Below are 21,000 nucleotides of genomic sequence, written 5' to 3' on the forward strand. Positions count from 1 at the left end.
GCTCATAACGCAGTTCACTAAGAGTATCTATACATGGCTATGAAAATAAAATTATGGGAATTGAGTTACCATGAAGTGGTACAGGCGTTAAAGCATATTGACCCGGTGCATGAAGTTGAAATCGTGGAAGAAGTCATGATCACAGAAGCAAATGTTCTTCTATGTAAGTTTAAGGGGAAAAGGTTTAATATCTATTTTGACATAGACTATGGGGCAGAAATAAAAGCAGTCGACAAGATAGAGCAGGAGGAGCTAAAGATGATGGAGGAATTAATTATCCGTCAATTCTCTTAGTTTATATATTTACAGTATAATAGTATCCCTGATGTTTTCACCATTTCAGCAGCTGGAAAAGGTAAAATATACCTACCTGCATAAGCAGGAACTGATTATTTGTTATGTAGATAATGGAATAACTGTTTACAAGGAGGAAGCCCTTGTCAGGCTATCGTCGGTTTCGCCATGGTACGCCTGTCTGTTTGGTGACTGGTTATTATTTCAACCGGAAAACGAAGGGCCGGTCCAGTACCTGCAGCTAGGCAGTCTGCAGCCGGCCAGTGGTACCCTGGAAGGTGATTTTTTATTATACAAGGCGCTGATCAACGGTAATACTATTTATATTCCGGCCGCTAATAAATTGCTGGCCTTTAATGAGCATCTGCATCCAGTTCGTACTTATATCGTGGGAAGAGCCCCGGTAGCCATTTTTAACGATAAGTATTTCAGGATGGTACCGCATTTGAGCGCTTTTTCTTTAGCAGATAATGCTAAAATATGGGAGCTTTCTGACGATGCGTTGCTGGAAGATAAGACCATGCTTGCCGGGAGCTTTTTTACTTTAAGAAACGGTGTTTTAATTATCCGCTCAAAGCTGGAATCATTTAAGAATTATCTGACTGGTTTTGACGCCGATACCGGTGAGATTTGCTGGCAGCAATACGGTTACTTTCCGGCTACCCAGCATATAGGTGATGAGATCTTTGTATTTTCTTACCTATTCATGCCGGAATTACAGGGCCGGCTTTGCATTATTAATAGTAAATGTGGGGAAATACTTAAAGACGTCGATATTACCGGCGAACTAACCAGCAAGGGCTTTCAACCATCAGATTTTTACCGCCTGGCTGTCCGGGATCATTACTTATATATTATGGCCGGTTATGGCAAAGCGTTGTATGCTTATAACATGAAAACCGATAAGATCGACTGGCTATATAAATTTGATATTGCGGCGGAATGGCTTACTGATATAATATACTGCAACGGTAATTTATTCATTACTGATGATCAGGGAACGCTGCATGTTTTCAGGCAAGATTGAAGACTTGTTATGGTTGCCGGGTCATTGGGCGGCAACCAGGATTTTACTGTATGGACTGCTGGCACCTACAGTAATAAACATTGTTTTCCAGGTGGTAAAAGGAGCACTTTCGCTCTGTTTGCCTGGCAGTACTTACAGCTTTTTCAAATATTTTATAGGCGGCCCCACCCGCTTGAAACCATGCTCTTCCCGAAACCTGTCCAGTTCCTCTTCACTCATATTTTTGGCGGCCCCTTCACTGAGTTTAATAAAGAATTCTTCCATTTTTCCCGCAGGTTGAAAGAACATCAATAACCGCGCTTCACCTTCACCCATCTTTGAAAAGCTATGGGGCACTTTTCTGGGCCCAAAGACGCTGTCGCCGGGTTTTGCCTTGTAGGTAACATCTCCGACTTTTATAAGGAATTCGCCCTTCAAAACATACCACCATTCATCCTGATCGAAATGGAAATGGAGAGAGGGCCTTCTTTCATACGTATTGATTCAAACACATAAATATCTCCGTCAGTATCTTTTGAAGAAACTTTTGTATAAAATGTGTCCCCCTCCAAGAGATTGATACTTTTATTGAAGCGGTCCGTGCCAGCCTTAACTGAAAAACCTTTTTCAATTCTTTTCTTTACTGATTGAGCAATCAGGTTAAATGGAGCATAAACAAAAGCCCCTACTGCTAAGCATTTTTTTAAAAATTGATCTCTGTTCATGTGCTTTTTATTTAATAATAACAGGATTTATTTTAGGATTGCAAGCGTTGTACTGATAAGTATAATGGAGCTTAATTGTTTTTGGGGGATTATACAGCAATATTTTACTTGTGAATAATATTATGGTAGAAATTACAATTAATGCATTCACTGAAAAGTGCCGGTTAGCCATTCGCGGAAATGAATGAGCCGGTGGTTGCTTCCCGGCCACGTCAATAACCGTTTATCACAAACCGCTCAGTCAATCCTACCAACCGCTCAACAGTCCTTTTTCATATTCTTTTTTAAGCAGTTCTTTAACGTGACAAAGATTACACCGAACATGCTTTAAACCTTTAAACAGATAATCATGAAAACAAAATTGCTATTAGTGGCAGGCTTGCTGATTATGTCGTGCCTTGCCTGCTCAAAAACCGGTCCTGAAGGCCCGCAGGGGGCACAGGGAACACAGGGAACAAAAGGAGATAAAGGAGATACCGGAAGCCGGGGCGCCACCGGCACGGATAATGTGATCTATTCCACCTGGAGGTCTTTTACCGGGAAGGTTGCGCAATGGCCTATACCGGCCATAACAAAGACGGTTCTTGATAATGGGATTATATTGGTATACGTTGATTTTGGCTCTACGGTATTACTTGTACCTTATGCCTCCAACGCCGGCGACATAAAGATGTATCCTCAGTTCTATGTAGGCGGTCTTAATGTTATCAGCAATATTGAACTGAACGTTTTTCGGTTCCGTTATGTCATCATTCCTGGTGGTGTTGCAGCAAGGAGTGCGTCAGGCGCGGACTACAGTGATTACCAGAAAGTTTGTGCAGATTATCACATCCAACCCTGAGAGGTAGGGGGCGGAAACTGTTCAGCAGGAAAAGGAATCCCACTAATTTCATTACATGCGTCTAAAAACTGATTCTGCAATGAAAAATTGTTAGCTTCCTTTTTGTAACTTCTTTCTTTTTGATGATAGAAATAACGGCCGGTTACTTTCGCCTTTTCATCATTGCTTGCAGCCAGCCAAACCTGGGTTTCGTATCCTTTTGCCAGATCTCCGGGTGCCGAGCTGCCACCCATTTTTGTTGGCACCCAACCCGGATCAACGGTATTGGAATAAACATCTTTCCATTTTCTTGATACAGCAAGTGAAAGCAATAAAACATAAAATTTGGAGTCGGAATAAGTGACATGATCAAATCCGTTTCTGGAAAAACCAATACTTGCATCAGCATGAGTGTGCATATCCGAGCTTAAATAGATTAATCGTTTGGGTCGTTGCATCAAACTGGTCAGAATATAAGGAGCCAGGGTATTCACTTTAAATATCTGCTCCGGTGCAGCGTTATATACTCCGGCATTATGGATGACTGCATCAAACTTTCCCAGGGAATTTAACTGTTGCGCCAGTTCCTTTGTTTCTTCGATATTAGAAAGATCGCCGGTCACAATGCCGTCAGCACCTTTCAGCTTGCCGGTGATGTCAAGTTTTCTATTTTCATCCCGCGCATGTGCAACTACCTGATGTCCTTTTTCTATTAGTGATTTTGCTGCTAATAACCCTAGTCCGTCGGCAGACCCGGTGATAAATATCCGTCCCATATATTTGGTTTAATACTTATGTAAATTAACGTTCCTGATCGGGACGTTACAAACGTTTATCCTTTTTCAAATACATGTAAGGTCTGTTCTGAATCCAGCACATACATGCGGTTGTCAAATACATGAAATACATCTTCGGCTGCGGGGATCATAGTACCCCTGCGGCCTGTTTTATTGGCATCGTGTATCCGGTAATGCCATAAGAGGTCGCCGGTTTGTATATTCCATTCACTGATAGTCGTATCCAGGATACCTGCCAGGTACATTTTATCCTCTCTGAATATTACGTTGGAATAAGGATCGATACCTGCTGACTTAATATGCGCTGACAGGTCCACGCCGTGAAGGCGGGCGCCATCCGCGGCATTGATCTTCCATATTTCCGTATTCACAAAGCATAGTACGGTCTGATCCGCGGCCTGGAATCTCATGCCAGCGCCCTTCAACTGCCAGCATAACTGGCCGTTACCGGCATCGAGGCAGAGTAGGTAGTCTGTATGCCCGTTGGTAACACCTGCGTATATTCGTCCTCCTTCCAACTGCGGACGCACGATGATCTCATAACTACCTGCAGGCAGTCCCAGTTCATTTATGTTTACTTCCCACAGAAGGTGACCGTTTGTTTCGCTCAAACAGGAGAGCTCCTGCTTTTTCTCAGTATGCGTAGCCACCAACTGATCGCCGTTGCCGGTAAAAAGGTGGGTATAGGCGCCATCAGCTTCCCAGATAAGGTTGGAATCCCGGAAATTATATTTGCTCAGCTTCCAGCCGTCAGCCGTTTTATTGCGGATGATCATATTATCACCATACAGCAGCTTGATCTGCAGGCTGCCTGTATAATTGAATGGATATTCCTTTTTGACGTTGCTATCTGTATCCCAGGCGATGATCTTGTCCTTTGTCCGGATGATCACTTCCCGGTTCACCATTGCGGTAAGCACAAAAGGTGCTGTATCTAATGCGCTTTCAGTAACCGAAAGATGGTTGTCTATCCGGATAATAGCATTATCGCTGTTTTTATAAACAACGCCTGCTGCTGTAATGAGCGGTTCCGTTACCTGGTTTATCTGGCGGACTAATTGCATCATATTATTATGGGACTAAAATTTTCTGCTATCCTTTGTATTTGGAAATCGGGTGCCAGGGAAACCGGGCCCGGGTCCCTGAAATTATTTTTTATCGGGCATAGTCATCAGGTAGCTCGTCAGCTTTTTTATCAACCCGTTTTCCATTTCAAAAACATCACAGAATACAAGGTTGACAATAATTCCATTTTTCGTTTTGGCCTGAACGGTGCCTTCTGCGATGACTACATTTTCCTCTTCTGTCATCCTGGATACTTTAATAACAGGCTTGCCTGTAAACCCTTCGTTTTCAATTTCCTTGTCAAAAGCAGCTTTCCCTTTATGCAGATAAACACCCGGAAGCACCCAGGTTATATCGTCAGTTAAGCAGGCAAGTATTTTAGCATGGTCTTGCTGGTTGAAAGCTTCCATGTATTTGGTAACCGTTTCTTTATTTTTACTCACGTGGTTTGATTTTGAAACATAAGTGAAGCTGCTGAGCAGACATATTATAAGAAACAGCCTGGCAGACTTTAAGCAGTGCATCATTTTGATATTATTTACCGGTTGATAATAGCGCATTCAAACGGTCAAACATGCTGAACCAGCTTTGGTAGGCGCCGGTTTTCCTGGCTTCTGCTTCTGCAACAGTTTGGTGTAGGGTAAGTTTCGTTTGCGTACCGAACGACTCGAAAGTCACCGTGGTAATAGTTACCGCTGGCCAGTCTTTTGACTTTCCAGCTTCGGTTGCGCTGAGTGGGGTGCCTTGCTCATTACTCAGCTCCATTGTGAAAACGAGTTTTTCCGGAAAAGTTATTTCCTGGTATACTCCTGTAATCCAGCACTCTCCATGCACAGGATCGTGAATAACAGAATGAAATGTACCACCAACTTTAACATCTATCGACTTAAATACTATAGTGCATCCATCCGGTGCATACCAGTGTTGCAGATGCCTGGGATCTGTCCATGCCTCAAAAACAAGTTCACGCGGCGCATTAAACTGATACGTAATAAAAAGATCTTCTTTATTAGTCTTCATTTACCTTTGGATTTTTGTTGTTGTAAGTATTTATCTAATTTTTCAAACCTCCTGGTCCATAATTTCCTGGATTGATCTATCCAGGTTACTACCTCATCAAGTTGATCCAGCTGTACCTCGCAGAATCTTTCTCTTCCGCTTTGTTTGATAACCAGCAGCCCACATTCTTCCAGTATTTTCACGTGCAGGGATATGGCCTGCCTGGTCATATCAAACTTTTCTGCGATGGTGTTTACGTTGTACGACTGTGCTGCAATGAGGTTAATGATTTCCCTCCTGGTAGGATCGGCGATGGCCTGATAAACATCTCTCCTGACTTTCATAAATGCAAGTATGTGCTTGCAAATATAAGCGCAAGTATTTACTTGCCCAAATATTTTTTAGAATATTGATTTTATCGTGTAAAAGCAAGGCGCGCCTTTTTTAGTGAGCGCCTTGTTTTAGGGTAAGTTTATGGCATCGCCTATATCGCGTATTCTCTTATGCGGTCGTGATTTTTTCAGGTCTTAACAAGATGTTGTGCTCTATTTCTGTCATCCTTATGCTTAAATGGTTAATCCTGGTTGGGCATTTTGGTGGTGTCCATGAAAAATATTTCCCAGGTGTGTCCATCAAGGTCCTCTATTCGCCGCTGTTGCATAAACCCGTAATCCATCATAGGCGTTGGCTCTGTTCCTCCTGCTTTTAATCCATGCGCCACAACTTCATTCATTTTATCAACACTTTCAACGGATAAGGCAAACAGGCCTGCAATATTGCTTTTTGTATCAGCTATTGGCTTTTTCGTAAATGTCTGGAACCTTTCGTGGGTCATAATCATAACGAAAATTGCATCGCTCCAAACCATGCATTTTGCCTGGTCGTCAGAAAACTGCGGATTGATTACAAACCCAATTTGAGTGTAAAAGTCCAGTGATTTTTGAATGTCTTTTACTGCAAGATTGATAAATACCTGTTTCATTTTTTAATTTTATTATTGGTTACAGATGCAAAGATGAAAAGACAAAAATGAAAAAACCTTTACAAATGTTGAGAAAGTAAAAATTTATTTGCTATGACTAAAAATCAGGCTTAATGGAGTAGACTAACTGACCCTATTTTCTTTTATCCCTGCAAAAATAAGCCATAAACAAACCGCAGCCTCTCCAATGAAGGATGGGAACAGAATATAAGGGAACAAGGGATTAGCAAAGCCGCGTGAAAGGAACATTATAAAGCTGTTAAGGATATAACATAACCCCGCAACGGCATACAATATGCCCAATACCTTTGGGATATGCCATGATTTAAAGATAAGCCAACCGATTATGATGCAGTAAAATCCAAAAAATACCAGCCCGATGGCATATCCTTGTGATTGAAAGTCCAGGGCCATGGCAGATAACGCTGCCAATTGATCAGGTTGAAAAATGCCCGGGTACTCTTTACCGCCCAGAATTATCAATGGATATAACTGGTATAAAATATTCATCGCAAATATTGCATTTGAGATGATCACAAAAAAGATCGCAAGGATGGTGCTCCCTTTGTAGATCGGGCTAAATAAAAGGTAAAAGAATAATATCACCGGCAACCCGCAAATAAAGTTTAGCAGGTCGGCGGAAAAGCCCAAACGATAGAATAGCTCATGGGATTGTATGTTCCTGGCCGTTGCCATAGCATCATTGGGAACAGCCAATGCCTGGCGGACAAACACCTGTGCGAACAGCCCGGCGGCAATAACTACCAAATAAAGAAAACCAGCAATTCGCGCATTGCTTTTTAAGGAAGGGAAGGAGCTGTCCTGCATTGGGATAAATTAATATAGCCTGTTGAATGAGACATAAAGCTATTCATTTACAATGATTATTTCAGGAAAAGCCTCATATTTACAATTAACTTACATTCCAAATTATATGAAATCCGGTTTCCTATTTTTTATTATACCGTTATTTTTTTCATTTAAGGCAATTGCCCAAACGGTAGAACCAATTAAGTCCGGTCAGGGAGAAGTGGTGACGATGCATTCCGGCATCCTTAAAGAAGATCGAAAGATAATGATCTACACACCAAAGGATGCTGACAATCGGGAGAAAAAATATCCGGTAGTCTATATACTGGATGCCGACAATCATTTTACCCAAATAGTAGAATATTCTAAATACCTCAGCCGGCAGGATGTGTATGTTATTCCGCCACTGATTATTGTAGGAATAACAAATACAGACCGTAACCGTGACCTCACTCCATCTCACAGCAATATTGATTATTATGGAAAACCGGATACCACTGCTAATTCCCCGTATAAGAACAGCGGAGGGAATGAGCATCTTTTTCAATTCATTCAGAAAGAACTTATACCTTATATCGATTCAAATTACAAAACTCAACCTTACCGCATTTTTGCGGGACACTCATTCGGGGCGCTGACAGCCATCAATTGCCTCCTTAATTATCCGGATATGTTTGACGCATACATTGCCGTGAGCCCATCCTTCTGGTGGGATCAGAAATTTTTGCTGAAGCTCGCGGATAAAAAAATGAAAGCAGGATCAACTTTATCGAAAATACTTTTTTTTAGTGATGGCAATGAAGGTTCTTCACCTGGATCAACATTTCATACCGATGTTTTAAAGTTTGATTCCCTGCTCAAAAAGCGGAACATCAAAGGATTGGATTTTGAATATATGAGCTATCCGGTTGAGAGTCATATGACCGTTACTATCAAATCATATTATGATGGACTTCGGTTTATCTATCACCAGTGGCCACTACCTCCGGTAAGTGATGAGGAGATCAATCCCGAGATCATTATGAGACACTATAAAGAATTATCACAAAAGTTTGGTTATCCGATTTTGCCTGACGAAGCATATGTCAATGGATGGGCACAATGGATAGTAAAAAATCCGGCAACCCTGAATAATGGCATTAAGCTACTGGAGATGAATACAATTAACTATCCGTCTTCTTCAAAAGCCTTTGCGGCTTTGGGCGCAGCATATGCTTTGAAAGGAGAAAAGCAGAACGCTATCGCTTCGTACAAAAAGGCCAGCGAATTGAATCCTGCCTCAAATGAAATTAAATCGCGCTTGTTGGAGTTGCAGAAATAACATAGATATGCCTTCTACCAATCAGGTTTTTCAAATCCGCTAATATAGACAACTAAGTAACCTTCACATGTAAGCCTGTTGGACTTACATGGTTCCTTTTTGCAAACTCCGATGGTGCAATTCCAAAATGTTTCTTAAATGCAAAAGAAAAGTGCGACAATGCTTCAAAGCCTAACTCAAGATAAATGTCGGAGGGTTTTGCAGCCTCTTTTTCCAGGAGAAAACGGGCTTCGCCCAAACGTTTTTGCACTAACCAGCGATTAGGCGTGTCGTTAAAGATCGCTTTGAAATCCCGCTTGAAGGCAGATAAGCTACGCCCGGTTAAGTAGGCGAACCGGGCAACACTTACATTGAATTTGTAATTTCGGTTCATAAATTCTTCGAGATCTATTTTCCCGGGAATACCGTAATCAAAGAATAGTCCCGATAATTCTGGCTGCAGTTGCAACAGTATTAGGAGCAGTTCTTCCCGCTTTACATCAAAAAATGCTTTGTCCATTTCTCCACGACTATTGTAGTAAGGAGTTAAAGATCGAATAAACGCAGGAATCAGCTCATTGCTTGCCGGGCGTATAAAGTTTTCAGCAGATCGGAACTTTACGGCATTTATCCGGTGTTTGTCCTGGAATTGTTTTAAGAACGGTTCATCGAAAACAAAAATGATTTTCTCAATCACATACTGCTTTTTGGTAGCGGTCTGCCGGCCCAAACGGTTTTTACGGGCAATGCCATATTCGCCCGACTTCAAGGTGTAATTTTTATCGCCGTAATAACCGTTCACACACCCTTTCACAACATAGAAAAAGAGATGCTCGCCAATGAATTGTTCTCTTGCTATTGCAGGACCAACGAGAGTCGTTTTGTTGACAGAAGCTTTCATCTTGATCTCCCTAAGTTAATCATACTTATCTTAACAATAATAATTAAACCCTTGACAATAGGGTGCGCGTCTCCGCAACAACGAGCTCCTGAAATTTTGGATCCTGCACCAACATGGAGCCGAGCATGGGCAGTCCTTTTTCGTCGTAATAAATGCCTGTTTTACCAGACTCGCTGGTTAGTAATGCTGTCTCCAGGCGTGCCGCCCGCTTTGGGGTGCTCCAGTATTTAATATATGGAGCGACCAGCGGGAGCAAATAATTTCCTATAAAACGAAGGAAGCCATTGGCGTCCCTGCCTAGTCCCGTGTTCGGAATGAAGCCCGGTTCGATGGCATTGATGTGCAACCGTGGCGTTTCACGGGATAGAGCCAGGGCCGCGGCAAGGATACATTGCTTGGATGTTGCGTATGCGTCTGCCCCCGGCATTTTAGAGCCGCCGGGCTCCCATTCACCGCGGGCGCCCGCCTCTACAGAAATAAAGCGGCCACCGCGGAAGCCGGCGGCTTTCGCAGGTTTCCGCCCGGGATCTTCTACTCCCGAGGCAACAAAAGCGATATTTGCGCCATCAGGCAGATATGGTATAAGTTCCTCGGTCAACGCAAATGGCCCCAGGTGGTTCGTAGCGAAGGTCGTGTCCCAATCCTGCGCACTCCTTGTGGCACGCATTTGCATGATACCTGCGTTGTTAAGTAGCCCGGTAATCGGGATATCGAGCGAGATGATTGCTGCTGCAGCATGGCGAACACTAATAATATCAGACAGATCGCAAACGACAGGGACCGCATCCTGCCCCTTTTCTTTAATAAGCCGCTGCATTTGTTCCAGCTTTTTAAGGTCCCGGCCCACTAACACCACAGTACCATACTTTGCAAGCTCAAGTGCCGTAAGGCGACCAATACCGGAGGTTGGACCCGTAATAATGAACGCCTTCTTATTCTTCAAAACAGTCTTTGACATGATTTTATCTTTCTTTTAAATGATACTGCAAAACTCGCCATTAATATGCGCGGCAGTTTTCTTCAAAAGCCCAAATTTGTTGTATTGAAAAGTCCAAATTGGGGAGACCGTAATCATTTTGGTAGCCGGTTAGTTTTTGAAAGACTGTCTGAATGCAAGGGGAGAAAGTTGTGTTTTGGCTTTAAACAACCTGCTAAAAGATTGCAAATGTTCAAATCCCAGTTCATAAGCGATCTCGCTTATGGACAGGTCGGTGGTGGAAATTCTTTCTTTGGCCCTTTCTATCAGCTTTTCATGGATGTAATGCTGTGGGTTTTGCCCTGAGTAAAATCTATTTTACACCACAATGTTACTGAGTTACACCGATGTTACTGTTATTTTTCAGTACTAAGTTACTTTAGATAACTTAGCTGGTCTACCTTTGTTGCTCAATCTTTAAAAAAGGAAATAATGAGCAGATTAAAGAACAAAGTAGCAGTTATTACAGGTGGTAATAGCGGCATTGGATTTGGCATTGCCCGGGAATTTAAAAATGAAGGTGCTAAAGGAGCTATTGTTGGGAGAAATAAGGAAACTTTGGATAGTTCCGTAGCTCAACTTGGAGATAATTTCATCGCCATAAATGCCGATGTAACCAACATCGCCGACCTGGAAAGAGTCTTTAAAGAGACATCTGAAAAATTTGGTAAAATAGACGTGATTGTAGCCAATGCAGGTGGTGCCGTTACTGGGGCAACATTTGGTTCTGTGGCAGATATTGGCGAAACCGACTATGACAAGACAATGGATTTAAATCTGAAAAGTGTTTACCTCACTGTTCATAAAGCACTGCCCTATATGAATGATGGGGGTTCGATTATTCTTATCGCCTCAAATGCGGCGCATCGGGCATATCCGTCTTTTACGCTTTATGGCGCTGCGAAAGCCGCTGTAATCCATTTTGCAAAAGGATTTTCAAACGACCTTTTAGCCAGAAAGATCAGGGCAAATGTAATATCACCAGGTACAACAGATACACCGGTATTTGACAGGTTTGTTCCGGTAGAACAACTTGAAGCAGTGAAAAAATACTGGGCAGATGTAATGCCGATAGGCAGAATCGGGCAGCCATCTGACATTGGTAAAACAGCGGTTTTCCTGGCTTCTGATGATTCTTCGTTCATGCTTGGTGCTGAACTTCTTGTTGATGGTGGCCTTAGCTATTTATCTAAATAATTGACCCGCGCGGGTTTGCAACCCGTGTCAATAAATAATTTTCAAAATGAGTAAATTAAAAAAAGAAGTGGCGAGCTACGCAATTATCGGCTTCGGCAATATTGGCCAGGCCCTGGCCAAGGCGTTTGCCCGCAACGGCATCGAAGTATCCGTTGCAACCACGCGCAACCCGGAAAGCTTTGCAGCCGCCGCGGCAGCGATCGGGCCGGAGATCCTTCCCACAACATTGGCGGAAGCTGTGAAGGCGGACGTCATCTTTTTAGCTGTCCGTTTTGAGTCGCACCCGGATGTGGCGAAGGCGCTGCCCAACTGGCAGGGGAAGATCATTGTTGATGTGACCAATGCCTATGGTGTGCCCCCTGAGAAACTTGGAGGGCAGCCTTCTTCCAGGTTCGTGGCCCAGGCATTCACTGGTGGAAAACTCGTTAAGGGCTTCAACCATTTGATTGCTGCCATTCTTGATCAGGATCCCACCGTACATGGTGGCAGGAGAGTTGTGTTCCTGGCGGGCGACGATGAGGGCGCAGTAGCGGAGATTGGTGCGCTCGCTGAGAATCTCGGTTTTTCACCCATCAAACTTGGAGGGCTTTCGGAAGGAGGACTGCTTGTGCAGGCGCGCGGAAATAGTTGGGGTCAACTGATATTTAAGGACCTGGTCAAGTTCGATTGATCATTCTTGATCGCAAATTTCGATACGATCCTTCCTCATGGACAAAGAGAATCACAGTTTGATTGAAGGAGGTCGACGTCCCGATCTGGCGTACGCTCATTTATAGGTCTGCTTGACGCCTTCCAGCCCGGGAGGCGTTTCGCTTGACCGGGATACAATAGCTAAGCAGGCGGCAAATGGTCTTGACCTGCTTTTTTTTCTAGAAAATCGTTTGTTTTTATAGGGGCTTTTAATAAATTTATTTAGCCCAATAGTACGCCAAACCTATTTTAAAAAGGGAAAAATAGCCCCTGTTACAAAATCTCAATGCAGGAATTTAAACTTGAGTAGACACTGCCTTAGAGAATGTGTCAAAGAATGGCGGCACAGTTCCAAATAAAGCAACAATTGAGGATGGTGCCGGAAATCAGCGGATAGTCATTTGGGTCACATCACATTTTCTTGTTCACAAAAAAGTTGCCGGCTCAAGGTTATGGTTTAATGAAATATGTTCCTTCCCAATTGCATCAGAGATAGAAAGTGGCGGCATTCTTGTTGTGTACTCCGTCATAATTTATGCTTATGCAACCCCGTAATAAAGACCTGATCATCATAAAAGGCGCCCGCGAAAACAATCTCCGGAATATTAATGTAGAGATACCCAAGAAAAAGATCACCGTGCTCACTGGTGTTTCCGGTTCAGGAAAGTCGTCACTGGTATTCGATACCATCGCTGCGGAAGCACAACGGCAGTTGAATGAAACCTTCAGCAGCTTTATCCGGCATCGCCTGCCACACTATGGTCAGCCGGATGCCGACCTGATGCAGAATCTAAGTCCTGCCATTATTGTTGACCAGAAACAGATCAGGGGAAATGCCCGCTCTACCGTTGGCACCATTACTGATATTTATTCGTTGCTCCGTTTATTGTATTCCAGGATAGGAAAACCTTTTGTGGGCTATTCTAATGTTTTTTCTTTCAACCATCCGGAAGGCATGTGCCCGGTGTGTGATGGTATTGGTACCACAACAACCATTGACGTGGAAAAATTGTTCGACCGCAGCAAATCCCTGAACGAAGGCGCTATCCTGTTTCCTTCTTTTGCTCCGGGAACAGCATTGTGGAAACGCTTTGTGATGTCGGGATTTTTTGACAACGATAAAAAACTAAAAGACTATTCTGAAGAAGAATGGCAATTACTTTTATACCAGGAAGAAATTAAACCCAAACACCCAGCGCCGGGGTGGTGGCCTTCTGCGAAGTATGAAGGCGTAATGCCACGGTTCGCCAAAAGATTCCTGGCTAAAGAGCCGGACGACAGCCAGAAGTCGTGGCAGCAACCACTGCGGAGGGTGGTAACCAAAGGGCCCTGCCCCGAATGCAAGGGAGCGCGTCTCAATGCCAGAATACTCAGTTGTAAGATTCATGGAAAGAACATTGCGGAAAATGCGGCGTTGCAGGTAAGCGATCTTATAAAAGAAATAGCACGCATCAAAGAACCCATGGCGGCTACTATGGTGGCCGCCATCATCGAAAGACTTTCACACCTGGATGGTATCGGGTTAGGATATCTGAGCCTGAACCGTGAAACCTCCACACTTTCCGGCGGCGAATCCCAACGGGTGAAAATGGTACGGCACCTCGGCAGCAGTTTGTGTGATATGATGTACATCTTTGATGAACCCAGCACTGGTCTTCATGCGCGTGATGTGCATCAGCTCAATTTGCTGATGAAGGGTTTGCGCGATAAAGGAAATACCGTATTGATAGTGGAACATGATCCCGATGTAATCAGCATCGGCGACCATATCATAGATATGGGGCCGGGAGCAGGAAAGCATGGCGGGCAAATAGTATTTGAAGGCACTGTAAAAGGTTTGCTGAAATCGGGTACATTAACGGGAACGGCCCTGCGCAAACAACCACAGCTTCGGGCAAAGGTGAGAGCTGCTACCGGCAGCTTGCGTGTACGCAATGCCACATTACACAACCTGCAAAAGGTAAGTGTAGACATTCCCAAAGGCGTGTTAACGGTGGTTACCGGCGTAGCCGGATCGGGAAAAAGCAGCCTGATCAACGGTGTGCTGCCCCGTTTGTACCCAGATATTGTTTGTATTAACCAGCACGCACTGGCAGGATCTGTGCGATCGAACCCCGCTACCTACACCGGGATATCGGATGTTATCCGGCAGCTGTTTGCCCGCACCAATAAAGTAAGCGCCGGCCTGTTCACTTTTAACGGTGAGGGCGCATGCCCGGCGTGTAAAGGACTCGGCGTAACCTCGCTCGACCTGGCCTTCATGGATGCCGTAGTAACCACCTGCGAAGTATGCCACGGCAAACGTTTTACAGATAACGTGCTGGGCTATACGCTGCGCGGCAAAAATATTGATGAGGTATTGAAGCTGAATGTAGAAGAAGCGATACAGTTTTTTACAGAAGAAGAGGTCGTGCGCGTGTTGCATCGTTTACACGAAGTAGGGCTGGATTACCTCACCTTGGGTCAGCCACTGGACTCCCTCTCCGGCGGCGAAAGGCAACGGATCAAGCTGGCTGCCGAGCTTGAGAATACAGGCAATATTTATATTTTGGATGAACCCACCACGGGGCTTCATTTGTCGGATGTGGCTAATTTAACAGGACTCTTGAACCGGCTGGTCGACAACGGCAGTACCGTAATAGCTATTGAGCATAACCTGGACGTGATCAGCCAGGCGGACTGGATTGTTGACATGGGTCCTGGCGCCGGCCGCCAGGGCGGCAAAGTGATCTTTGAAGGCACACCCGCTGATCTTATCAAAGACAAGTCTTCACAAACAGGCATCTTCCTGAAAAAATATATTCATCCCCGTTAGTACCTGAAAAAAATACTATCCTGCAGTGTCCTGCTATTATGTAAATTGTTAATTAAGTTTGATGTAAACATCGCCATTGATAATTTTGTGAATTACACGGCTTTTATTATCTGATAAAAATTTCCTTTTTATATGGTTCAATTTAAACAACTTTTAATTCTTTTTTTGCTAACCGGCACTGCAACAATTGCGCAGGTAAAACCTGAGGAAATAGCCGATAGTCTTTATAAAGCTAAAAATTTCAAAGAAGCCGGTAAGTATTACTTAAAAGCGACGGAGAAAGTAGATTTTAAGGTCCTGAAATCAGATAATTATTATAACGCAGCATGTTGTTATGCCTTAAACGGTCAAAAAGATAGTGCCTTGGTTTTACTTACGAGTGCTGTTAATAGCGGTTATAAAAATGCCGATCAAATAAAAAAAGACACTGATCTTGAATCTTTGCATTCCTTGCCGGGCTGGCCGGAACTTATCAATAACATTAAGACAGCGAAGAACAGCACAACAGATCCGTATAAGGCTAAACTGATCACCAGCGATGTAAAGAACTTTTGGAAGGCATACGAGCTGGCTAAAAAAGATACGGCTCACGCCCTTGATCTTTATAAGAAATACTATGTGGAACCCGCTTCAAATGGACTTGAGGATTATCTGGGTTATAAAGTCAAAAGCCTGAATAATTTTGTAAAATCCGTAAACACCAAGCCTCAATTTTACGCTGCTGTACGTAAAAATACTTTGGCCGTTGATCAGCAGAAACCTCGAATGATTCGAAGCTTTGTCAAGTTCAAACAAATTTACAGCGAGGCTCAGTTTCCTGATATTTACTTCGTGATAGGCGCATTTAATTCAGGAGGAACCAGTACTGACGCAGGCTTATTAATTGGCTTGGATCAATCCGCCCGGACTGCAGAAGTTCCTGTTAAAGAACTGAACTTATGGCAGCGGAATAACTTCGCAGACCTGGAAGCTTTACCACACCTGATTGCTCATGAGCTCATTCATTTTAACCAGGGCGGACTTAAGGGCGACACCACCCTTCTTGCCGGGGCACTCACCGAAGGCATGGCCGATTTTATTGGCGAGTTGATATCAGGGCACACGGCTAATGAACGCCTGTTTATTTGGGCTAAAGGCAAAGAAAAGCAGATTTGGGCAGATTTCGAGAAGGAAATGTATTTGAACAAGGCCCGCAACTGGATAGCTAATTCCGATCAGGAAACTGCAGATAAACCTGCTGACCTGGGCTATTGGGTGGGATATCAGATCTGTAAAGCCTACTATGACAAAAGCACCGATAAAAATAAAGCCGTAAACGACATACTTAACATAAAAAATTATAAGGAGTTTTATATCAAAAGCGGCGCAGGGGGGATTTTTAGGTAACCTTTTTAATAAAATTTGGAAAATTTTTCAAATCATAAACTGGACCCCTTTATATTTTAAAACTGGACTGTTAGGGTAACCAAACTAAAAATTAATTTTATGATGACCCAAAAAGGAGGTGTGTTATGAAAGCAATTATAGTGACGGATCAAGCTGCAGGAAAGGCAGGAATGCAGCTTGTGGAGCGCCCTGAGCCGCAGGTAGCGATAAATGATGTTATAGTTCAGGTTCATGCATCGGCAATGACAGGGGACGAGCTGTCGTGGCCCTCGACCTGGACCGATCGAGCCGGCCGTGACAGGACGCCGTCGATCCCCGGTCATGAGCTGGCCGGTATTGTCACGTCTCTTGGCTATGGAACGACAGGGCTATCCGTAGGACAGCGCGTGTTCGGCCTCACGGACTGGTACCGCGACGGTACGCTGGCGGAGTATGTAGCTGTTGAAGCGCGCAACCTCGCGCCACTGCCGTTCGATGTTGATTTCACAGTTGGCGCAGCCCTCGTAATGCCGGGCTTGACCGCATGGCAGGGGCTGTTTGAGCACGGCCGCCTTCGGGCGGGGCAGACTGTTCTTGTACACGGTGCTGCCGGGGTAGTGGGTTCAATGGCGACACAACTCGCACGTGCTGCCGGTGCTTATGTCATCGGCACAGGGCGCGCAGAAGGCCGTCAGAGGGCGCTCGATTTCGGTGCGCTGGAGTACCTCGATCTTGAAAACGAAAAGCTGCAAGACGTCGGTGAAGTCGACTTGGTTTTCGATATTTTCGGGGGCGATATTGCCAATCAGTCCGCAAGTTTGATTAGATCCGGAGGAAGGCTGGTGACCATCGCAGGTCCGACCGGGGCCCGGCCTGCTAACGGATTGGCCATTGATTTTGTTGTCGAAGCAATCCCAAACCAATTAAATGAGATCGTCCAGCGGCTGCGCGAGGGACGTCTGCAGACGAACATAGGTAATACATCTACGCTCAACGACGCCGTTGCCATCTTCAATTCGACCAATCGGGTCAATGGAAAAACGATTATCCGCGTCCAGCCTTAAGTACTCCGGCCGGCAAAATTCGTTTTGAGTTGCCTTCAGAACTTAGGCACGGCCCCAATTTGTTGCAGCAAGCTAAGTAAATCCGGTTGTCCGTATTCTTCAATAATCTGGTTAAGCGCCAATCGGTAAAAGTTCATTGCCTGAACTTTGATGGATTTTCCGGTTGGTGGAATACCATAAAATGTTCCGTCATGTGTACCCCGCATGGTAAACCAAATGGCTGCTTTATCCTCTTCAGAAACCATTTCTTCCAACGTCCACTGAATGTCGGAGAATCCCGAACGCATCATGCCTATAATCGTTAAATAACCGTTTGGACCTCTTAATGGCTCTGATTGTCCGGGAACATAAAACTTTGCCTCGGGACTTATAAGTTGCTGTGCCAAAGTTTCATCAGCAGTATTGATAAATTGTACGAACTGTTTGAAAAAATCTTCATGATATTTCATGGCGTTATTTTTTAGCAAAATTGATGCACAACTGAATGCTAACCAATAAACAAGATTAAGAAATAGCCTTAATGTAGGTTAAGGTATGAATTATTTCGGCGGCTTCTGTGCACGGATTTTACTAAGAAATTCGGGAGTAACTCCTAAATAAGAGGCTATTTGAACATTGGATAATCGCATGGCAAGGTTCGGGTATTGTTCTAAGAATACGGTATAGCGCTGCTGCGTGTTGGAACTGAAATTTAGTAATAAGCGATTCTGAAGTTCAATCAACTTTTCTTCAACAATTACCCTAAAGTTTCTGTCAAACTTTGGAACGTTTACAAATAAATATAACAAGTCCGTTTTTTCAATCTGCAGAATTGTTGAAGGCTCAAGCGCTTCAATAAAAAGTTTACTTGGTTTTTCGGAATAAAAACTGCCTAAGTCAGCAATCCAATCATTTTCTGCTGCAAAGCTTATATTATGCGCATTGCCTTTTTCGTCAGTTCCATACATTTTAAAGCAACCTGTTACCACAAATGTATAATGCTTGCAAACAAAGCCTTCTTGCAAAATCATTTGCCTTCGCTTTATTAAACGCTGTTTCGTTCGTTCGTTCAACAGTTTGATTTCTTCTTTGTTTAAAGGAAGATAGTTTTTAAAATATTCAACAATGGGTTGTGCTGTCAATTCTTTAAGTCGTTTTGAAAGTTTATGCTGTTTGTTATAGCTTGCCGCTATACCTTTTATTAGTTATCGAGCATTGAGCGGTTAATATTTTACCGGCATGATCGGCCCTTTTCTCTGGGTGTAACCATTATAGATTTGTAATTTAATATAATCCGATGGAAATTTTATTTCCGTTTGGCTCCGTGTAGTCACGAAAACGTTTCTTTACCGTTGTAGTATGGCGATTTTCATGATTAACTTAATGTAAACAAATCTTAATTACATTATTTCGTGTTTACCTTTGCCTCAACTGTAAATAAAATGGAGTCTATTTCATCTGAACAACACTTCAGGGACATCTATAATCAATATTGGGAGGCGCTGTATAAGATAGCCAATAAGAAGACCAATGCTCACGAAGATGCCTTGGATATAGTGCAAGATACCTTTACATACGTCTGGGACAATGTTCACATACTCCGGCAGGTTGAAACCGGTAAGGTTAGGGCATACCTGATTACCTGCCTTTATTACAGAATTTTTAGCTTTTTTAAGGCGAAAGGGCTCAGAAACAAACACTTACAGTTTTTTCAGGTACAAACTGAACATCATTTTGAGCAAACGGCTTCATATGGTACTGCTGAGGCAGACGAAGAGCTAACCGCTATTAATCTGGCGATAATGTCAGAGCTGGATAAAATGCCAGAACGGATGAAAGAGTTATTTCTTCAGAATCATCTATATGATAAATCCATCCATGAGCTGGCATGTGAGTACCGCATTTCTGATAAAACAGTCAGCAACCAAATAAGTATAGCAAGAAAAAGGCTCAAAGGATTTGCGCGTTCTTATCCGACCACAGAACTTGTCCCACTGATTATTTTATTCCTCACAAAGAATTGATTAATACAGGTAACAATTTGTTAACACAACAAGGCCGGGAAGTTTTACAGGTCGGTATCTAACTGGCTGTATGAATCCGGAAAAATTTCAAATCGACGCACTTCTTGCCAAGGTTGCCAACGGTCAGGCCGATGAGTCAGAGAAAGAAATCGTTCGTCGCTGGTTATATTCCCTTGATATGCCCGATAATAGCGTATCACCAGAGGACCTGTCACAGGCAAAGAAATTAATGCTCGAAGGCATTTTAGGTAAGCCAACCGAAGGCACGCTTCCGGGGAAAAGTACGTATGGTAAATCTCGTCCGGTCTGGAGAATGGCGGCGGTAGCTGCGGCAGTGTTTACGGCTTTACTACTCGGGCGTGTTTGGCTTTATCCCTATCGGGGGGGCATAAATTCATCTCAGGCATATGCCAGCAACGTACTCATTCAATCCGACAGTACCGTTATTTATGTCCGGCTGCCCGATAGTTCCGGTGTATGGGTGAATGCCCATTCCAGGTTGTCGTATGATGCTGTAAGTTTTGCTGCTAAGGAAAGAAGGGTAAGTTTGCAGGGTGAAGCCTATTTCGAAGTAACAAAGGATCCAACCAGGCCTTTTGTGGTTATTTCAGGTGCTATAGCGACCCGGGTGCTAGGTACCGGGTTTAATGTGCAGACCTACCAACAGGACGAATTGATCAAGATCACGCTCATCCACGGCAGCATTTCAGTAAATGATTCTTCTGCCGGTAAATCAACCTTACTCCAGCCTCACCAACAGTTGCAATATCACAGGAAAAGCAAAACATGGAATGTTATGGCATTTAACCATAATCCCGCACAAAACTGGATGAATGGAGGATTGTCTTTCCGGGATGCAACGCTATCTGAAGTGCTGGATGATGTTGCGCACCAATATAATGTGACTATTGGATATGATCACCAGACAGTGGTCAATAAAAGAGTAACCATAGATATTAAAACACATAACAATATCGACACTGTGCTCAAAAGTATCCTGTTCGTGCATCGTTTACACTATACCTATAAGGACAGCCAGGTGTTCATCTACTAACAAGGGATGTTCCAAAACGATCTAATTATCATTTCTAAACATAATTTAGTGAAGCCGTTATTTTATTCTTCCGCCAGGATAATTGCCATTGTATTATTTGTGCTAACAGGTTTGCACAACTCAGCTCGTTCACAAAA

At 43.6% G+C, this 21,000-nt stretch carries 24 protein-coding genes and 1 pseudogene; 11 read left to right on the forward strand and 14 right to left on the reverse strand.

The features are described from left to right. The first annotated feature begins 33 nt into the window (after positions 1-33). Together ACLHR0_RS19150 and ACLHR0_RS19155 are read left to right on the forward strand one after the other, a co-directional pair. The gene (locus tag ACLHR0_RS19150) at positions 34-294 is read left to right on the forward strand and encodes a hypothetical protein (protein ID WP_436488749.1); all 261 of its coding nucleotides are present in this window, start codon (positions 34-36) and stop codon (positions 292-294) included. Positions 295-325: 31 nt separating this feature from the next. Next, positions 326-1,321: an outer membrane protein assembly factor BamB family protein gene (locus ACLHR0_RS19155; RefSeq protein ID WP_436488751.1), complete on the forward strand. Its 996-nt coding sequence runs from the start codon at positions 326-328 to the stop codon at positions 1,319-1,321. Between the two features lie 132 nt (positions 1,322-1,453). Here the strand turns inward: ACLHR0_RS19155 and ACLHR0_RS19160 are convergent, their stop codons facing one another. Together ACLHR0_RS19160 and ACLHR0_RS19165 are read right to left on the reverse strand one after the other, a co-directional pair. Continuing rightward, a complete protein-coding gene (locus tag ACLHR0_RS19160; RefSeq protein ID WP_436488752.1) occupies positions 1,454-1,738 on the reverse strand; it encodes a cupin domain-containing protein in 285 nt (94 codons plus the stop codon). After that, positions 1,735-2,025, reverse strand: a complete 291-nt coding sequence (locus ACLHR0_RS19165) for a hypothetical protein (protein ID WP_436488753.1) — start codon at positions 2,023-2,025, stop codon at positions 1,735-1,737. Before ACLHR0_RS19165 ends, ACLHR0_RS19160 begins: the two co-directional genes overlap by 4 nt. A gap of 349 nt (positions 2,026-2,374) precedes the next feature. Here ACLHR0_RS19165 and ACLHR0_RS19170 point away from each other — a divergent pair, with 349 nt between their 5' ends. Continuing rightward, complete coding sequence (locus ACLHR0_RS19170) at positions 2,375-2,866, forward strand: hypothetical protein (protein WP_436488755.1); 492 nt, start codon at positions 2,375-2,377, stop codon at positions 2,864-2,866. On the opposite strand, the gene ACLHR0_RS19175 is transcribed toward ACLHR0_RS19170, so the two are convergent. The 7 genes from ACLHR0_RS19175 to ACLHR0_RS19205 form a co-directional block, all read right to left on the reverse strand. Next, positions 2,851-3,621, reverse strand: a complete 771-nt coding sequence (locus ACLHR0_RS19175; RefSeq protein WP_436488757.1) for an SDR family NAD(P)-dependent oxidoreductase — start codon at positions 3,619-3,621, stop codon at positions 2,851-2,853. The genes ACLHR0_RS19170 and ACLHR0_RS19175 overlap by 16 nt on opposite strands. A gap of 56 nt (positions 3,622-3,677) precedes the next feature. Beyond that, positions 3,678-4,709, reverse strand: coding sequence for an outer membrane protein assembly factor BamB family protein (locus ACLHR0_RS19180; protein ID WP_436488759.1), 1,032 nt, complete (start codon positions 4,707-4,709; stop codon positions 3,678-3,680). A gap of 81 nt (positions 4,710-4,790) precedes the next feature. Beyond that, a complete protein-coding gene (locus ACLHR0_RS19185; RefSeq protein ID WP_436488761.1) occupies positions 4,791-5,150 on the reverse strand; it encodes a nuclear transport factor 2 family protein in 360 nt (119 codons plus the stop codon). Between the two features lie 91 nt (positions 5,151-5,241). After that, positions 5,242-5,727: an SRPBCC domain-containing protein gene (locus tag ACLHR0_RS19190; protein ID WP_436488762.1), complete on the reverse strand. Its 486-nt coding sequence runs from the start codon at positions 5,725-5,727 to the stop codon at positions 5,242-5,244. After that, positions 5,724-6,050, reverse strand: a complete 327-nt coding sequence (locus ACLHR0_RS19195; RefSeq protein WP_436488764.1) for an ArsR/SmtB family transcription factor — start codon at positions 6,048-6,050, stop codon at positions 5,724-5,726. Before ACLHR0_RS19195 ends, ACLHR0_RS19190 begins: the two co-directional genes overlap by 4 nt. A 230-nt stretch (positions 6,051-6,280) precedes the next feature. Next, complete coding sequence (locus ACLHR0_RS19200) at positions 6,281-6,688, reverse strand: VOC family protein (protein ID WP_436488765.1); 408 nt, start codon at positions 6,686-6,688, stop codon at positions 6,281-6,283. A gap of 123 nt (positions 6,689-6,811) precedes the next feature. Beyond that, positions 6,812-7,516, reverse strand: coding sequence for a DUF4386 domain-containing protein (locus tag ACLHR0_RS19205; RefSeq protein ID WP_436488767.1), 705 nt, complete (start codon positions 7,514-7,516; stop codon positions 6,812-6,814). A gap of 106 nt (positions 7,517-7,622) precedes the next feature. Between ACLHR0_RS19205 and ACLHR0_RS19210 the strand changes: the two genes are divergently transcribed. Beyond that, positions 7,623-8,819: an alpha/beta hydrolase gene (locus tag ACLHR0_RS19210; RefSeq protein ID WP_436488769.1), complete on the forward strand. Its 1,197-nt coding sequence runs from the start codon at positions 7,623-7,625 to the stop codon at positions 8,817-8,819. A gap of 52 nt (positions 8,820-8,871) precedes the next feature. Here the strand turns inward: ACLHR0_RS19210 and ACLHR0_RS19215 are convergent, their stop codons facing one another. The 3 genes and pseudogenes from ACLHR0_RS19215 to ACLHR0_RS19225 all read right to left on the reverse strand — a co-directional run. Then, the gene (locus tag ACLHR0_RS19215; RefSeq protein WP_429046495.1) at positions 8,872-9,699 is read right to left on the reverse strand and encodes a helix-turn-helix domain-containing protein; all 828 of its coding nucleotides are present in this window, start codon (positions 9,697-9,699) and stop codon (positions 8,872-8,874) included. 43 nt (positions 9,700-9,742) lie between these two features. Continuing rightward, entirely contained in the window at positions 9,743-10,657 is a 915-nt protein-coding gene (locus ACLHR0_RS19220) for an SDR family NAD(P)-dependent oxidoreductase (protein WP_436488771.1), read from the reverse strand. A 129-nt stretch (positions 10,658-10,786) separates the two neighbouring features. Next, positions 10,787-10,981: pseudogene (locus tag ACLHR0_RS19225) on the reverse strand (helix-turn-helix domain-containing protein); the annotation flags it as partial. Positions 10,982-11,107: 126 nt separating this feature from the next. Here ACLHR0_RS19225 and ACLHR0_RS19230 point away from each other — a divergent pair. From ACLHR0_RS19230 to ACLHR0_RS19250, 5 genes are all read left to right on the forward strand, one after another. After that, entirely contained in the window at positions 11,108-11,872 is a 765-nt protein-coding gene (locus ACLHR0_RS19230) for an SDR family NAD(P)-dependent oxidoreductase (protein WP_436488773.1), read from the forward strand. A gap of 46 nt (positions 11,873-11,918) precedes the next feature. Further along, positions 11,919-12,542, forward strand: a complete 624-nt coding sequence (locus ACLHR0_RS19235) for an NADPH-dependent F420 reductase (RefSeq protein WP_436488774.1) — start codon at positions 11,919-11,921, stop codon at positions 12,540-12,542. A 561-nt stretch (positions 12,543-13,103) separates the two neighbouring features. Next, a complete protein-coding gene (locus ACLHR0_RS19240; RefSeq protein ID WP_436488776.1) occupies positions 13,104-15,377 on the forward strand; it encodes an ATP-binding cassette domain-containing protein in 2,274 nt (757 codons plus the stop codon). Positions 15,378-15,509: 132 nt separating this feature from the next. Further along, positions 15,510-16,763, forward strand: coding sequence for a TPR end-of-group domain-containing protein (locus ACLHR0_RS19245; RefSeq protein ID WP_436488778.1), 1,254 nt, complete (start codon positions 15,510-15,512; stop codon positions 16,761-16,763). 125 nt (positions 16,764-16,888) lie between these two features. After that, entirely contained in the window at positions 16,889-17,806 is a 918-nt protein-coding gene (locus ACLHR0_RS19250; RefSeq protein WP_436488780.1) for an NADP-dependent oxidoreductase, read from the forward strand. 35 nt (positions 17,807-17,841) lie between these two features. Here ACLHR0_RS19250 and ACLHR0_RS19255 read toward each other — a convergent pair whose 3' ends face one another. Beyond that, entirely contained in the window at positions 17,842-18,255 is a 414-nt protein-coding gene (locus tag ACLHR0_RS19255; RefSeq protein ID WP_436488781.1) for an ester cyclase, read from the reverse strand. Positions 18,256-18,345: 90 nt separating this feature from the next. Further along, entirely contained in the window at positions 18,346-18,927 is a 582-nt protein-coding gene (locus ACLHR0_RS19260; protein WP_436488783.1) for a Crp/Fnr family transcriptional regulator, read from the reverse strand. 300 nt (positions 18,928-19,227) lie between these two features. Here ACLHR0_RS19260 and ACLHR0_RS19265 point away from each other — a divergent pair, with 300 nt between their 5' ends. Then, on the forward strand, positions 19,228-19,809 hold the full coding sequence (locus ACLHR0_RS19265; protein WP_436488785.1) for an RNA polymerase sigma factor: 582 nt from the start codon (positions 19,228-19,230) through the stop codon (positions 19,807-19,809). A gap of 178 nt (positions 19,810-19,987) precedes the next feature. Continuing rightward, entirely contained in the window at positions 19,988-20,863 is an 876-nt protein-coding gene (locus ACLHR0_RS19270) for a FecR family protein (RefSeq protein WP_436488787.1), read from the forward strand. Positions 20,864-21,000 lie beyond the last annotated feature (137 nt).

It is taken from the genome of Chitinophaga sp. ARDCPP14 (genome assembly GCF_051362515.1).
In the GTDB taxonomy this organism is placed as follows: Bacteria; Bacteroidota; Bacteroidia; order Chitinophagales; family Chitinophagaceae; genus Chitinophaga.

What these genes read in the sequence shown, in the direction of transcription:
- ACLHR0_RS19150 (WP_436488749.1), top strand. Translation starts at nt 34, where the DNA reads ATGGCTATGAAAATAAAATTATGGGAATTGAGTTACCATGAAGTGGTA.
- ACLHR0_RS19155 (WP_436488751.1), top strand. Translation starts at nt 326, where the DNA reads ATGTTTTCACCATTTCAGCAGCTGGAAAAGGTAAAATATACCTACCTG.
- ACLHR0_RS19165 (WP_436488753.1), bottom strand. Translation starts at nt 2,025, where the DNA reads ATGAACAGAGATCAATTTTTAAAAAAATGCTTAGCAGTAGGGGCTTTT.
- ACLHR0_RS19170 (WP_436488755.1), top strand. Translation starts at nt 2,375, where the DNA reads ATGAAAACAAAATTGCTATTAGTGGCAGGCTTGCTGATTATGTCGTGC.
- ACLHR0_RS19175 (WP_436488757.1), bottom strand. Translation starts at nt 3,621, where the DNA reads ATGGGACGGATATTTATCACCGGGTCTGCCGACGGACTAGGGTTATTA.
- ACLHR0_RS19180 (WP_436488759.1), bottom strand. Translation starts at nt 4,709, where the DNA reads ATGATGCAATTAGTCCGCCAGATAAACCAGGTAACGGAACCGCTCATT.
- ACLHR0_RS19190 (WP_436488762.1), bottom strand. Translation starts at nt 5,727, where the DNA reads ATGAAGACTAATAAAGAAGATCTTTTTATTACGTATCAGTTTAATGCG.
- ACLHR0_RS19195 (WP_436488764.1), bottom strand. Translation starts at nt 6,050, where the DNA reads ATGAAAGTCAGGAGAGATGTTTATCAGGCCATCGCCGATCCTACCAGG.
- ACLHR0_RS19200 (WP_436488765.1), bottom strand. Translation starts at nt 6,688, where the DNA reads ATGAAACAGGTATTTATCAATCTTGCAGTAAAAGACATTCAAAAATCA.
- ACLHR0_RS19205 (WP_436488767.1), bottom strand. Translation starts at nt 7,516, where the DNA reads ATGCAGGACAGCTCCTTCCCTTCCTTAAAAAGCAATGCGCGAATTGCT.
- ACLHR0_RS19210 (WP_436488769.1), top strand. Translation starts at nt 7,623, where the DNA reads ATGAAATCCGGTTTCCTATTTTTTATTATACCGTTATTTTTTTCATTT.
- ACLHR0_RS19215 (WP_429046495.1), bottom strand. Translation starts at nt 9,699, where the DNA reads ATGAAAGCTTCTGTCAACAAAACGACTCTCGTTGGTCCTGCAATAGCA.
- ACLHR0_RS19220 (WP_436488771.1), bottom strand. Translation starts at nt 10,657, where the DNA reads ATGTCAAAGACTGTTTTGAAGAATAAGAAGGCGTTCATTATTACGGGT.
- ACLHR0_RS19230 (WP_436488773.1), top strand. Translation starts at nt 11,108, where the DNA reads ATGAGCAGATTAAAGAACAAAGTAGCAGTTATTACAGGTGGTAATAGC.
- ACLHR0_RS19235 (WP_436488774.1), top strand. Translation starts at nt 11,919, where the DNA reads ATGAGTAAATTAAAAAAAGAAGTGGCGAGCTACGCAATTATCGGCTTC.
- ACLHR0_RS19240 (WP_436488776.1), top strand. Translation starts at nt 13,104, where the DNA reads ATGCAACCCCGTAATAAAGACCTGATCATCATAAAAGGCGCCCGCGAA.
- ACLHR0_RS19245 (WP_436488778.1), top strand. Translation starts at nt 15,510, where the DNA reads ATGGTTCAATTTAAACAACTTTTAATTCTTTTTTTGCTAACCGGCACT.
- ACLHR0_RS19250 (WP_436488780.1), top strand. Translation starts at nt 16,889, where the DNA reads ATGAAAGCAATTATAGTGACGGATCAAGCTGCAGGAAAGGCAGGAATG.
- ACLHR0_RS19255 (WP_436488781.1), bottom strand. Translation starts at nt 18,255, where the DNA reads ATGAAATATCATGAAGATTTTTTCAAACAGTTCGTACAATTTATCAAT.
- ACLHR0_RS19265 (WP_436488785.1), top strand. Translation starts at nt 19,228, where the DNA reads ATGGAGTCTATTTCATCTGAACAACACTTCAGGGACATCTATAATCAA.
- ACLHR0_RS19270 (WP_436488787.1), top strand. Translation starts at nt 19,988, where the DNA reads ATGCCCGATAATAGCGTATCACCAGAGGACCTGTCACAGGCAAAGAAA.